The 11,697-nt window shown below is 69.0% G+C and carries 13 protein-coding genes and 1 pseudogene; 5 read left to right on the top strand and 9 right to left on the bottom strand.

Translation table 11 applies throughout. The features are described from left to right. The 3 genes from Q7A36_RS35405 to Q7A36_RS35395 all read right to left on the bottom strand — a co-directional run. On the bottom strand, window positions 1-304 hold a 304-nt coding region (locus Q7A36_RS35405), incomplete at its 3' end, for a transposase (protein WP_305108512.1). Window positions 305-632: 328 nt separating this feature from the next. After that, window positions 633-1,658 (bottom strand): IS110 family RNA-guided transposase, encoded by a 1,026-nt coding sequence (locus Q7A36_RS35400; RefSeq protein ID WP_305108511.1) that lies wholly within the window; start codon window positions 1,656-1,658, stop codon window positions 633-635. Between the two features lie 245 nt (window positions 1,659-1,903). Further along, on the bottom strand, window positions 1,904-2,869 hold the full coding sequence (locus tag Q7A36_RS35395; RefSeq protein ID WP_305108510.1) for an IS5 family transposase: 966 nt from the start codon (window positions 2,867-2,869) through the stop codon (window positions 1,904-1,906). Between the two features lie 69 nt (window positions 2,870-2,938). On the opposite strand from Q7A36_RS35395, the pseudogene Q7A36_RS35390 reads away from it, so the two are divergent. Further along, window positions 2,939-3,655, top strand: a pseudogene (locus Q7A36_RS35390) (IS6 family transposase). A 91-nt stretch (window positions 3,656-3,746) separates the two neighbouring features. On the opposite strand, the gene Q7A36_RS35385 reads toward Q7A36_RS35390, so the two are convergent. Then, window positions 3,747-4,064, bottom strand: coding sequence for a hypothetical protein (locus tag Q7A36_RS35385; RefSeq protein ID WP_305108509.1), 318 nt, complete (start codon window positions 4,062-4,064; stop codon window positions 3,747-3,749). 177 nt (window positions 4,065-4,241) lie between these two features. Here Q7A36_RS35385 and Q7A36_RS35380 point away from each other — a divergent pair, with 177 nt between their 5' ends. From Q7A36_RS35380 to Q7A36_RS35370, 3 genes are all read left to right on the top strand, one after another. Then, window positions 4,242-4,475, top strand: coding sequence for a DUF6429 family protein (locus tag Q7A36_RS35380; RefSeq protein WP_305108508.1), 234 nt, complete (start codon window positions 4,242-4,244; stop codon window positions 4,473-4,475). 136 nt (window positions 4,476-4,611) lie between these two features. Next, the gene (locus tag Q7A36_RS35375) at window positions 4,612-6,348 is read left to right on the top strand and encodes a 2OG-Fe(II) oxygenase (RefSeq protein WP_305108507.1); all 1,737 of its coding nucleotides are present in this window, start codon (window positions 4,612-4,614) and stop codon (window positions 6,346-6,348) included. 22 nt (window positions 6,349-6,370) lie between these two features. Next, complete coding sequence (locus Q7A36_RS35370; RefSeq protein ID WP_305108506.1) at window positions 6,371-6,904, top strand: hypothetical protein; 534 nt, start codon at window positions 6,371-6,373, stop codon at window positions 6,902-6,904. Window positions 6,905-6,931: 27 nt separating this feature from the next. Here the strand turns inward: Q7A36_RS35370 and Q7A36_RS35365 are convergent, their stop codons facing one another. The 5 genes from Q7A36_RS35365 to Q7A36_RS35345 form a co-directional block, all read right to left on the bottom strand. Beyond that, on the bottom strand, window positions 6,932-8,164 hold the full coding sequence (locus Q7A36_RS35365; protein WP_305108505.1) for a hypothetical protein: 1,233 nt from the start codon (window positions 8,162-8,164) through the stop codon (window positions 6,932-6,934). Between the two features lie 65 nt (window positions 8,165-8,229). Then, window positions 8,230-8,550: an HU family DNA-binding protein gene (locus Q7A36_RS35360; protein WP_305108504.1), complete on the bottom strand. Its 321-nt coding sequence runs from the start codon at window positions 8,548-8,550 to the stop codon at window positions 8,230-8,232. Between the two features lie 123 nt (window positions 8,551-8,673). Next, window positions 8,674-9,615 carry a recombinase family protein gene (locus tag Q7A36_RS35355; protein WP_305108503.1) on the bottom strand — a complete coding sequence of 314 codons (942 nt, stop codon included), beginning with the start codon at window positions 9,613-9,615 and terminating at the stop codon, window positions 8,674-8,676. Between the two features lie 28 nt (window positions 9,616-9,643). After that, a complete protein-coding gene (locus tag Q7A36_RS35350) occupies window positions 9,644-10,369 on the bottom strand; it encodes an RES family NAD+ phosphorylase (RefSeq protein ID WP_305108502.1) in 726 nt (241 codons plus the stop codon). A 5-nt stretch (window positions 10,370-10,374) separates the two neighbouring features. Further along, window positions 10,375-10,773, bottom strand: coding sequence for an MbcA/ParS/Xre antitoxin family protein (locus Q7A36_RS35345; protein WP_305108501.1), 399 nt, complete (start codon window positions 10,771-10,773; stop codon window positions 10,375-10,377). Between the two features lie 518 nt (window positions 10,774-11,291). Between Q7A36_RS35345 and Q7A36_RS35340 the strand changes: the two genes are divergently transcribed. Then, window positions 11,292-11,522, top strand: a complete 231-nt coding sequence (locus Q7A36_RS35340; RefSeq protein WP_305108500.1) for a hypothetical protein — start codon at window positions 11,292-11,294, stop codon at window positions 11,520-11,522. Window positions 11,523-11,697 lie beyond the last annotated feature (175 nt).

Below are 11,697 nucleotides of genomic sequence, written 5' to 3'. Positions count from 1 at the left end.
GCACGGGCAGAGTGAGACCGAGCAGCTGCAGGATGGAGCCGATCAGCCCCTCGGTCTGGCGCAGCGGCAGGCGGAACACCGCGCGCAGGGTCAGGGCGGTGGTGATGGCCAGATCGGAATAGCAGGGCTGCCCGCCTGGAGTGGTGCGCGGCGCCGCGTGCCAGGCCTCGATCGCCTCAGCCGTGAACCAGACGGTGAGGCTGCCGCGAGCCCGAAGGCCGGCGTCGTACTCAGCCCAGTTCTTTACCCGGTGCTGCTGGGCCGGAATGTGGTGCCGGCGATCGGCGTTGGCCTTAAACGGCATGGTGGCCCTCCCTCGAATGAGGGCTCACCCTCGTCCCAACCTACCCCACGCCAGCCGATCCGGCGATCCCTGCAACATCTGTGGACGCCCCCTTCTGGGCAAGGGAAAACTGCAGGAGTGCGGTGACGCGTAGTCGGATGCTGCCATCTGTCCGGCCTCTCTCGCGGCCATAGGCCGCCGGCCTGCATGGGAGTTCGCGGAGCGGGTCCAGATCAACGTGGCGTACTCGAGGTACGTTGTTGCAGCCTGGTTGTCCCGATCCCGTCTCGCCGACTGTTGCGCCATGTCCTCCGTTCGCTCGCCCTACGCCTCGGTGGCCGCGGTGGGCTTACGCCGCCACGGCCGGAGCCTTGTACGTTCCGCCCTTGACCAGCAGGGCCCAGACGATCCGGGCCGTCTTGTTGGCCAGCGCGGTGGTGACCAGCATGCGCGGCTTGCGCGCGAGCATCTGCGCCAGCCACGAGCCCGGCGCTGCCCCACGATGGACCGCCCAGCGCACTACGGCGCTGGCGCCCAGGATAAGCAGGCGTCGGATGGTCCGCTCGCCCATCTTCGAGATGGCCCCGAGCTTCTGCTTGCCGCCGGTTGATTTCTGCATCGGCGTCAGCCCAAGCCAGGCCGCGAAGTCCCGCCCGGCCCGGAAGCCCTCCGGTGCTGGCACCAGGGCGACGATCGCGGTCGCCGCGATCGGGCCGATACCCGGGATTGTCATGAGCCGCCGTGCGACAGGGTCGTCCTTCGCGCGCCGGCCAATCTCGGCATCAAGGTCGTCGATCTGCTTCCCGAGCGCCTCGATGCTGTCGATCATCACCTGCAGGATGCCTCGTGCAGCCTTCGGCACTGACGATGTCTCGTCCTTGACCAGAGCAACCAGCTGGTAAACGTGATCGGCTCCCTTCGGCACGACATGACCATACTCGGTCAGGTGTCCGCGCAGCGCGTTGATGCACTGCGTCCGCTGCCGCACCAGCAAGTCGCGGGTCCGGAATACGAGGGCGTTCGCCTGCTGCGCGTCGGTCTTCACCGGCACGAAGCGCATGCCCGGCCGCTGCGCCGCTTCGCAGATCGCCTCGGCGTCGGCCGCATCGTTCTTCTGCCGCTTGACGAAGGGCTTGACGTAGGCCGGCGGGATCAGTCGCACCGTATGGCCCAGCTTGCCGATCTCCCGTGCCCAGTGATGCGCGCCACCACAGGCCTCCAACGCCACAACACACGGTGCCTGTCGCGCGAGAAACTCGACCACCTTGGCCCGTACCAGGCGCTTGCGGAATACCACATGTCCCGCCGCATCGGCACCGTGCGCCTGAAAAACGTTCTTTGCGAGGTCGAGCCCAATCGTAGTAGCTTGTCCCACGGACGCCTCCTCTGGTGATCGTTCAACACCGCCACTTTGGCACATCGATGCCGTCGGGGGGCGTCCACACCATCAACGTGGCGTCGGGCCACACCATCTCCGGAAGCCGCCGCTCGAGATCGTGGCAGGGGTATCCCCTGGAACTCATCTCCGCGGTGCCTGAGCCCGCTTGCGGTTAGAGACGCCGACCCATCGTGTTGCATTGGTCGGCAATATGGACGCATTGATCCCTGCCCCGTGCGGGATCATGCGATCCGGATGTACTCCGGCCGCCCGAGATCCAGCATCCGGTTCAGGACGTTGGTAGCGATGGCCACTTCGGTTGCTTGCCGACCGTCGGTTTGCGACCGAAGCCCGTCACCCATGACGCGTTTCCAGCGCGGTACATCAGCCTCCACCAAAGCACGCGAGTTGTACCCCGACGCTCGCTGCCAGCCCATGCGGCCGCGCTCGGCAATACATCGCAGATGCACGTCCCGCTGCGTCGGTGTGGTCTCAGCAGTGTCGCTCGGCACCGCGTTCGTGCGGGGCGGCACGATGACGTCAGCTCCCGGATGACGCGCCTCGACCTCGGCGTAGACATCGTCCCGGTCGTAGGCGCCATCGCCGGTGAAGGACACCACGGGACTATCAACCCGGTCGAGCAGGGGACCGACCTGCGAGCCATCGTCGGCGTCCCTCTCGCTCAGCACCGAGGCGACGATCTGGCCGGTGTCGGCGTCCGTCGCAAGGTGGAGCATCTTCCAGGCCCGGCGCCGCTTGCTGCCATGCTTCTCCTCCAGCCATTCACCGGGGCCGCATAGCCGCAGCCCGGTGCCGTCGACCAGCAGATGCACCGGCTCGCCCCCGCAGCGTGGCCGCGGCACCTCCAGCGTCTCGGCCCGGCGACTGAGGGTGGTGTGGTCTGGCACCGCGAGATCCAGGCCAAGCAGCTGCAAGATGGAGCCGATCAGCCCCTCGGTCTGGCGCAGCGCCAGGCGAAACACGGCCCGCAGCGTCAGGGCAGTGGCGATCGCCAGGGCCGAGTACTTCGGCTGCCCGCCTCGGCCAACGCGCGCCTCGGCCCGCCAGCCCGCGATCGCCTCGGCCGTGAACCAGACGGTGAGGCTGCCGCGGGCGCGCAGGCCAGCATCGTACTCAGCCCAGTTCGTGACCTTCTGCCGCTGGGCCGGAATATGGTGCCGGCGGGCAGTGTTCGATTTGAACGGCATGGCGGGTCCCCTCAATCGAGGGCTCACCCTCCTCGCCAGCTTACCCGACCGCCCGGGACCGGGCGACCCCTGCAACAACATGGTCCGATACCCCAATTCACGACGCGACGACACGAATCAGGAATCGCGACACAAGCGGTGTGGCTGTATTTCCGCTTCCCACTCAGCCTGCGCATGGTCGAGGAGATGCTGGCAGCGCGCGGCATCATGGTCAGTCATGAAACCGTGCGGCAGTGGGCGCTCAAGTTCGGCCAGGAGTTCGTCAAGCGGATCCGGCGGAGGCTGCCCCGTGCGGATGACAAATGAGACCTCGACGAGGTTGCGATCAAGATCGCCGGGGTAAAACACTGGCTCTGGCGTGCGGTGGACCAGACCGGAATGGTGCTCGACGTTCTCGTGCAGAGCCGACGCGACACGCAGGCTGCCAAGCGCCTGCTTCGCAAGCTGCTGAAGCGGCAGATGCGCCCGTCCCGCGTCATGATCACTAACAAGCTTGCCAGCTACGGTGCGGCGAAGAAGGACATCATGCCTGGCATCGAGCACCGCCAGCACAAGGGCCTGAACAACCGGGCAGAAAACTCACACCAGCCGACGCGGCGGCGAGAGCGGCAGATGAAGCGCTTCAAGTCAGCGCGGCAAGCGCAGCGTTTCCTCTCCGCCCACGACCAGATCGCCAACCTCTTCCATCTCCGCCGCGCCCACGTCAGCGCCAGTGACTATCGAGCCGCAAGGGCGCGTGCGCTCGAGGTGTGGGCGGATATCAGCGGGGTTGCTGCTGCCGCCTGAACTCTGCTGCGCTGTCGCCTTTGGCATGTCCGCGCAGCGGCTTCAGGCCCAGCAAGTTGACGGTGCCCCCAAAACCTCGCTTACGGTAGAACTACTTCAGGCGGAACAGGTTCGGACGGGTCTGCGGGTTCGCCGCGGCGGGCCCGGTGGCCCTCGTCAGGAGACCGGGCGACACATTCCAGTGGTGCCCGTCATCGGTGATCACCGTGACCGACTTGCGATTGTAGCGCGTCAACATGCCTTCCACGGTGCCGCGCCCGTCCGCCTGGAAGGCGACCCGGTCGCCGATGCGGAACTCCAGCATCTGCTTGTGCGCCCGCATTTGCTGCAGGAAGCGCAGCCGCTCGACAATCCTGTGGTTGAGGTCGATGAGCTCTGCCTCGGTCAGCCGGTCAATATCGATCGTCACCCATCCCTCCCCTCCGCCCTGTCTGGGCATGGCAGCCTATAGCGGGTTGGCCGGCCGAGTCAGCACACTGCCAGATTCGATTCGGGAAGCCTCGCTATGCCTGCGCCACCTGCACCCGATTTCGGCTGGCGGCAGTAGGATGGGGCATCTCGGCACGATCCCGAGGAGGCCTGCCGCATGGACCAGGACATCGACCCGGACCGCATCGACGACGCCGTTCTGGCCCTGCTCTGGCTCGGGCTGCACGATGGCTGGCGCACCTGGAAGGGCTTCGACTGGGACGCGATGGACCGCCTGCACCGCAAGGGCATGATCTCGGACCCGGTGGGCAAGGCCAGGTCGGTGTTGTTCACCGAGGAGGGCCGCCATGAGGCCGAGCGGCTATTTCGCGTCCTCTTTTCCCGCCGCTGATCTTGTCTCTCGCCAGCTCGCCCTTCCCCGGCCTTGCGGGCGCGGCCGCAAGGGCTGAGGCTGTGCCTCGCACCGGCCGGACTGGAAGGGCTTCCCGGACCTGGCCTGCCGCAGCAGGATTCCACCGAGCAGCCCCATGACGACGATCCCCGCCGACCTTGCCGCGCTGCTCGCCACGGTCCGTCGACCTGGCGACTTCTTTGCCGCCGGCACGGCCGAGCTGCTCGCGCCCCTGCTGGAAGTCGAGGGGGTCGGCCCCGTGGCGCTGCCGCTGCTGCCGACGCAGGCTGGACAACTCGCTGCCGTGGCCGAACCGGCGCCCTATGGCCGCGGCGCGGAGACCTTGATCGACCCGGCCGTCCGGCACTGCCGGCAGATTGGCCCGGATCGGGTGCATATCCGCGGCCGCCACTGGGCACGGACACTCGAGGCGATCGTCGCCCGCGCTGCCGAGGGGTTGGGCGTGGACGGGCCGGTCGCGGCCGAGTTCTACAAGCTGCTGCTCTACGAGGAGGGCGGCTTCTTCGTCGGCCACCGGGACACCGAGAAGGTGCCCGGCATGTTCGCCACCCTCGTGGTGGCGTTGCCGTCGTCCTTCGCGGGCGGCGAGCTGGTCGTGCGCCACAAGGACCGCGAGGCCCGGCTCGGCCTGCAGTGTGACGACCCGGCGGAGGTGGCCTTCGCCGCCTTCTACGCCGACTGCGTGCACGAGGTCCTGCCGGTCACCGAGGGATGCCGACTGATCCTGGTCTATAACCTGGTGCGCCGCGGCCGGGGACGAGCGCCCGAGCCGCCCGATTACGCGGCCGAGCAGGCCCGCGCGACTGTGCTGCTGCAGCGCTGGCGGCGCGGCAAAGGTGGCGAGGAGGATGACACGCCCGAGAAGCTGGTCTACCCCCTCGAGCATGCCTACACGCCGGCGGAGCTCGGCTTCGCCGCGCTGAAGGGCGCCGATGCCGCGGTTGCCGCGGTCCTGGCTGCGGCCACGCGGGAGGCACGGTGCGACCTGCATTTGGCACTGCTCACCGTCGAGGAGAGCGGCGCGGCAGAGTATGCCGAGAGCTACGGCTCGCGCCGGGGGCGGTGGGACACCGAGGAGGACGAGTTCGAGGCCGGCGAGGTGTTCGACCGGAGCATGACACTGTCGGACTGGCGGCGTCCCGACGGCGGCGCGCCCGCGCTCGGCGAGATCCCGGTGGAGGCGGAGGAATTCGTGCCGCCCGACGCCTGTGACGACCTGGAGCCGGACGAGGAGCACTTCCGCGAGGCGACCGGCAACGAGGGCGCCTCCTTCGAGCGCAGCTACCGCCGGGCGGCGCTGGTGCTCTGGCCGAGCGACCGGGTCTTCGCCGTCCTGAGCCAGGCCGGGCTGCGGGTGACCCTGCCCTATCTGGACGGCCTGGCCGGGCGGTGGGCCGAGGGCGGCGGGGAACAGACGTCGCCCCTCTGGCGCGAGGCGCATGACCTCGCGGGACACATGCTCGCGCAGTGGCCGAGGCGGGACGGGTATCCGCGGTCGGACGAGACCCCGGGCGATACCGCCCGCATGCTCGATCTGCTGACCCGGCTGGACGACACCGCACTCATCGAGCGCTTCCTGGCCGAGGTCACCGCCGCGGGCGTCTACGGCAAGGGCGACAATGCCGCGATCGTCGCCGCGCTCGGCCGCCTGCCGCCGCCGCGGGCCGCGGGCCGCGGCGCTGGTCGAGCACATCCTGTCCGGGACGGCCACCTCCAGCTTCGGCGCCTGCGCCGACCTCCTGGCCCGGACGGCTGCCGCCCTGGGTCCGCAGCACGTTTCCGGCCTTGCAGGCGCCGCAACCAGGCTGATCGAGGCGCTCCCGGGGAACCGTGCCCGCGCGGCGCCGGATGAGGCCCGGCAGCGCGGGCCCCGGGTGGGCCCGGCCGCGGTCGTCGATCTCCTGACCGGCCTCGGCACGATCGACACAGCCCTGGCCGATCGGGCGGTGGACCATATCCTCGCCCATCCCAGGACCTACGGTCTGGATGCCGTCCTCGTCCCGGCAGTTCGCGGGCTGGTCGGCGCAGGCAGGATGCAGGGCGTGCCGTCGGTCGAGCGACTGCGGGCCGCCTGCGTCGCCCATCTGCGCGCCAGGGCGGCCGAACCCCTGGCGCCACCCGCCGACTGGCGCCGGACGGCCACGCTCCCCTGTCGTTGCCGGAACTGTACCGAGCTCGCTCGCTTCCTCGCCAACCCCGAGCGGCAGGCCTGGACCCTGAAGGCCGCCGAAGCGGAGCGCAGCCATGTCGAGGACAGCATCCGGCGGGCCCAGGCCGACCTCGACCTGGCGACCGATCGCCGCGGCCGGCCCTACAGCCTGATCTGCACCAAGAACCAGGCCAGCTACGAAAGGCTTGCCAGGCAGCGCCGGCAGGATCTCGAGGACCTGGCGCTGCTCGCGGGCTGACGCCCCTCTGCTGGACGACGGGCCGGATCAAGCGCCGGGGCGGGACAGCGCCATCCGTACGGCCTGCCGGAATGGCTCCCGCCCGGGGGCGCACGGGGCTTCCACCAGTCCGTCGAGTTCCTGCCGTGCCCAGTCCGCTGCCTCAATCCGGGACGCCGCCGCCAACAGGTGCCGGACCGCCTCGCTCGCCTCCGACACCACGGGGTCGTAGCCGCCGCCTGCCAGCAGGTGCCGAACTGCGAGAAGCCCGACGGCCGTCGCGAAGCGAGGGTCGGTGTCGCGGAAGTCGCGCGCCGCCCGCACGAGTGTCGCCGGATCGGCACTGTGCTCGGCGGCGCAGTCGAGTGCCACGTCGAGGAATCCGGCATCCTTCGCCGCCGCGAACCACTTGCCCTTCTCGCCGCGCCTCTCGATCAGGTCGAGCAAGATGCCGCGCCGGTCACGGTCGGGATAGGCGCGGACCAGTGCGCGGTAGACAGCGAGGTTGGTCGCCCCGGCTGCGGTGCGCAGGCCGTAGTGCCGGTAGGCCTCCTCGCCCCGTCCCTGGCGGAGCAGCACGCCTTCGCAGAACTTGTCGATCGCCCGGTGATCGTAGCGCCCGCCCCTGTCGTCGCGGGTGGCCTCCGCATGGGCGATCGCCGCCTCCCAGAGCCCCTGCCGCAGCAGCGCCTCGGCGCCAAAGCGGTGCCAGGACCAGAAACGCATGCGCTGCATCGCCAGCAGGTCCTGCAGCTCCGTGTAGCGCCCGGCCTCAAGCAGGCACGACAGGCAGATGGCGGTTCCGGCGACGTAGGCGAAATGCTCCTGGTCTGCCCAGGCACGACGCAGCATGGGCAGCAGCCGGTCCGCATAGGCGTGGATCAGGTCGGGATATCGGGCGATCTCGCCCCACCGCTCCTCCACCGGCGCCAGGTACTGCACCCCATCCTCCTGGACCGCGTCGAACAGGCGCTCGAGCCAGCTGGCGCGGACGGCATGGTCCGCGGGAGCGTCGGCCAGGATCGGGATGAGCTGCTCCAGGGTGCGGGTGACGGCCGTCCCGAGGGCGCCCGACGAGGTGTCGATGTCCTGGAAGGCCGGCCAGATGCGCTCCATCAGCGACACTGTGCCCTCGCCTGCAATGACGGGGTCGGACTTCGCCACGGCCTTGATTTCCGACAGCGCCTCCTTGAGGCGGGTCACGGCGAGCGCCGAGCCACGCCAGCCATAGGCGCGGGCGCGCAGCTTCGCCTTGAAGTGCCATCCGTGACTTGCTGACACGCCCTCCTCCACAGCCTGTCAAAGACGACGGCCGAAGCCGCCCCCTTCCCCCAGAGGCGTTTGCCTCAGATCGCCTCCTTGGCTTCCTTGGCGGCGGTGAAGGCCAGCCTCTTGCTTTCGGCAATCTGGATTTCGAAGCCGGTCGCCGGGTTGCGTCCGGTCCGCGCAGCACGCTTCTCAACCTGCAGCATGCCGAGACCGGTCAGGCGGACCTTCTCGCTGGCCTGCAGGCGCTGCACAACCTCGGAGACCAAGCCGTTCAGCACCGCCTCGGTGGTCTTCTCCGGAAAGTCATGCGCTTCGGCCAGGCTGGCAGCCAACTGCTTCAGCGTGGTGGTGGGGGAAGCTTTGCCGGCGAGCTTCGCAATGGTGGTCGTGCTCGACACGGGTCCCTCGGTCGTCGGTTGGGCCCAGGAATCACTGGTGGCCAATTGTTGCAAGGCAATACGCCCCGGTCCAGGCCGGCAAAGGCGGCACCCGGACCGACGCCGGCGAGACCGCTCCGGTGTTCAGACCTGCTCGGCGCTCCGTGCCCGGTCGACCAGCGCCTTTACCGAACTGGGCGCCCAGGCGGCGCCGCTCGGCGGCTTGATCTTGGCGTCTTCCGCGAGGTGCCGCGCGATCTGCACCAGCGTCGGTGGCCGGTACGCCTCAGCCGGCACGCCCCGCTCGGCGGCCTCGCGCCGGTGGCCGCGCAGGTAGCGCGCCACCGCCTCCGCCGCCCGGACTACCTCCGGCTTCCGGCGCCTGGGGCGCGGGCCCGCCGCCTCGAGGAGTTGCCGCTCCGCCAGGCCCTCGTCCGCCAGGATCCGTACGCACCGGACGAGCCGATCACGGGTGAACCGGCGGCGGCTAGCGGGCAGCGCCGCGTTCACCGCCGCGACCACATCCTCCCAGGACTGCCCCGGGCGGAGCCGACGCACCACGGGCAGCCACTCATCAAGGCCCGGCAGTAGGTCGGCCAGCCGCGTCCGGCGCTGGCCGTCGATCAGGGCGCGCCGGACCTGCGGGTCGCCGGCGATCAGCCGGGGGTTGCCAAGCGTCTTGCCGCGCGCCTTGGCCACCGCAAGGCCAGCCTTGGTCCGCTCGGCGATGAGGTTGCGCTCGAACTCGGCGATGGCGCCGATGACCTGGACGACGAGCCGGCCGGTGGGCGACGCGGTGTCGATCGGGTCCGAGAGGGAGCGAAAGTGCGCGCCGGCGTCCTGAAGCCGGTCGATCACCTGGAGCAGGTGGGCGAGCGAGCGCGCCAGGCGGTCGATACGGACGACCACAAGGCTGTCGCCGCGCCGGAGCCGGCCGAGCAGGCGTGCGAGTTCCGGCCGGGCACGGTCGGTGCCCGAGGCCTTCTCCTCAACGATCTCGGTACAGCCAGCGGATCGGAGTGCGGCCAGCTGCGGCTCTAAATCCTGCCCCTCGGTCGAGACACGGGCGTAGCCATAAACCGTCATGCGCAGCCGGCCCGCAAGCCAGCGGTCCTCATGCCCGCTTCGGCAGCGCTGCCCAGTCCGCCTCGCCGTAGACGAGGTAGTGGGTGACTGCCGAACCGTCCCATCGATACAAGAGGTGGCGCGCCTGGATGATCGGCAGGCGGAGCAGATCCGGCCAGAAAGCGGCCGCCGCAAGGCCTTCAGGCCAGCGCACGCTCGGGTAGACGATGCCGTTGGCATTCTCCGCCCGCAGCCGCCGGGCCAGGGTCTGCGCCGGTGCGTAGTCGTCGGGATCGAGGCAGGCCCCGAAGCCCCCTCCCCTCAGGTCATGGAATGCCCCGCGCAGGCCGCAGACCAACTCGCGCCGCTGCGTCTCGGCGGCAGGCTCGGATGTCCGCCGGAAGAAGGCCTCGGCGTGGTGGACCGTTTCCATCAGCGCCACCTCGAAGCGGTCGCCGCAGTACCAGGCGCCGAAGCTCCCGTCATGGAAGCGGCCAGGGCGGGCCGGGGAGACATGGCAAAACGGCGCCATGGCGATGCTCGCCGTGGGGCCGAACACCCGGCGGGCTGGCGGCACGAGGGACAGATCGCCAATTTGGTCCCGGACGCGCGGATTGGTCTTCGCCTCGAGACTGGCGAGCAGGTCCCAGTCCGCGGGGTCGGTGGCCAGGTCCTCGAAGAGATGCACCGGCGGGTAGACGGTGGCGATGATCCGGTGAGCGCGCTCCCAATGGAGCGGCGTGGTTGGCGGGATGGTTGGACGTGCTTCGGGCATGCCGCTCACCAGCCCGATCGCTCCGCATCAAGGTAGGCCCGAACGGCTGCGATGTCGCTCGGGGCGCCTGCGAGCATCCGGTCGAGTGCGGAGCGGCCACCGAAGGCTGAGTTCGGCTTCCTGATCCACTCGTACCCTCGGACCGGATCAGCGAAGAGGTAGCGGAGCGCCTTGTGGATCCCCAGTAGGTCGCCGATGCGCCAGGCGCAGTCATGCGGGACCTGCCCGACCTTCCCGGCCTTCCAGCGGTAGAAAGTGGCCGGGCTCGGCTGGCCAAGGAGGGTTCTGGCCTGCTCGGCGGTGAGCCCCCAGAGATCGAACAGCCGAAAGGCCGCCCTGAGCCCAGCTGCAGCCTCGGCCTGCGTGATCTCGGCAGTGCTTGGTGCATGCGGGCGGTCGATCAACGGGGCTGCCATGGCCGGAATCTCTCTTTTGAGCGCAGTATGCCGATTTTTCTCAGCAGAGACAAGGACGGCTCACGGTCGGCCGGGGTTTTTCAGACATAAAGAGTTGTTGTCTGACGGTCGTTTATTGGCCCGCTTTCATCCTGAAAGTCCGGCGTCTCGGCCGTCGCCCAGTGCCCCATGCCCCGGCTTTGTCCGGTCAATCAGGGAAATTGTCCGGCCATGAAGGGCAAAGAGTCCGGCGATGCAGGGTCAGACTGGCGGGGCTGGGCCTGCCCCAGACCCGTTCGTCCGGTCATCAAGGAACACTGACATCCGTTACCGCCGCGAGCGCCGTCCTGTCTCACGCTCCATAACGCCAATTCTGGAGCCTGAGCAGAAGCTGCCACATTCGTCCTGTCATCCCGGCCGCGCTCTCGGCCAGCAGCCCGCGCCAACAGAACAGGCGCTTGCACGTTTCTGGTGGCGCGGGCCGCCCCGAGTTGCTGGGGCGACGGCACAGCTTCCAGGAGACGACCATGGCGTCCGCTGAGCCTGCCTTGCGCTACAGGGAACTGCGCGCTCAAGTGCTGGCCCTGGCTGACACAGTTCGGCATTTCGAGACAGCGGGCGGTGGCGCCCTCGGCGCTGCCCGCGTCATTGTCCGGCGCTATGCCGCAGGGGACGACATACCTTTGCCGTACCTCGTGGCAGCGCTGGAACAGATACGGCTGGCACTGCGCGCCGAGGGGCTGCGTCCTCACCCCTGATAAGCCCGCTCCACGAGGCGAATCAGGGTGGTCATCGTATCAACGATTGACACATGTGGCACTGGCGAACCATGAAAAGGCATGGTGTTTCGCAAGACGATGAATGTCTCCCTGACACCCGAGATTGAGGCCTTCGTCACTGACCGGGTTGCGTCAGGGCGCTACCGTACCCAGA

This window comes from Paracraurococcus lichenis (assembly GCF_030657435.1).
GTDB classification, from domain to species: domain Bacteria; phylum Pseudomonadota; class Alphaproteobacteria; order Acetobacterales; family Acetobacteraceae; genus Paracraurococcus; species Paracraurococcus lichenis.
The sequence above is the reverse complement of the archived record's forward strand: the minus strand, read 5'-3'. Positions and strand labels throughout refer to the sequence as shown.

Excerpts from the sequence above, each read along its gene's own strand:
- Q7A36_RS35395 (WP_305108510.1), bottom strand. The coding sequence starts at position 2,869 with ATGCCGTTCAAATCGAACACTGCCCGCCGGCACCATATTCCGGCCCAG.
- Q7A36_RS35380 (WP_305108508.1), top strand. The coding sequence starts at position 4,242 with ATGGACCAGGACATCGACCCGGACCGCATCGACGACGCCGTTCTGGCC.
- Q7A36_RS35375 (WP_305108507.1), top strand. The coding sequence starts at position 4,612 with ATGACGACGATCCCCGCCGACCTTGCCGCGCTGCTCGCCACGGTCCGT.
- Q7A36_RS35355 (WP_305108503.1), bottom strand. The coding sequence starts at position 9,615 with ATGACGGTTTATGGCTACGCCCGTGTCTCGACCGAGGGGCAGGATTTA.
- Q7A36_RS35350 (WP_305108502.1), bottom strand. The coding sequence starts at position 10,369 with ATGCCCGAAGCACGTCCAACCATCCCGCCAACCACGCCGCTCCATTGG.
- Q7A36_RS35340 (WP_305108500.1), top strand. The coding sequence starts at position 11,292 with ATGGCGTCCGCTGAGCCTGCCTTGCGCTACAGGGAACTGCGCGCTCAA.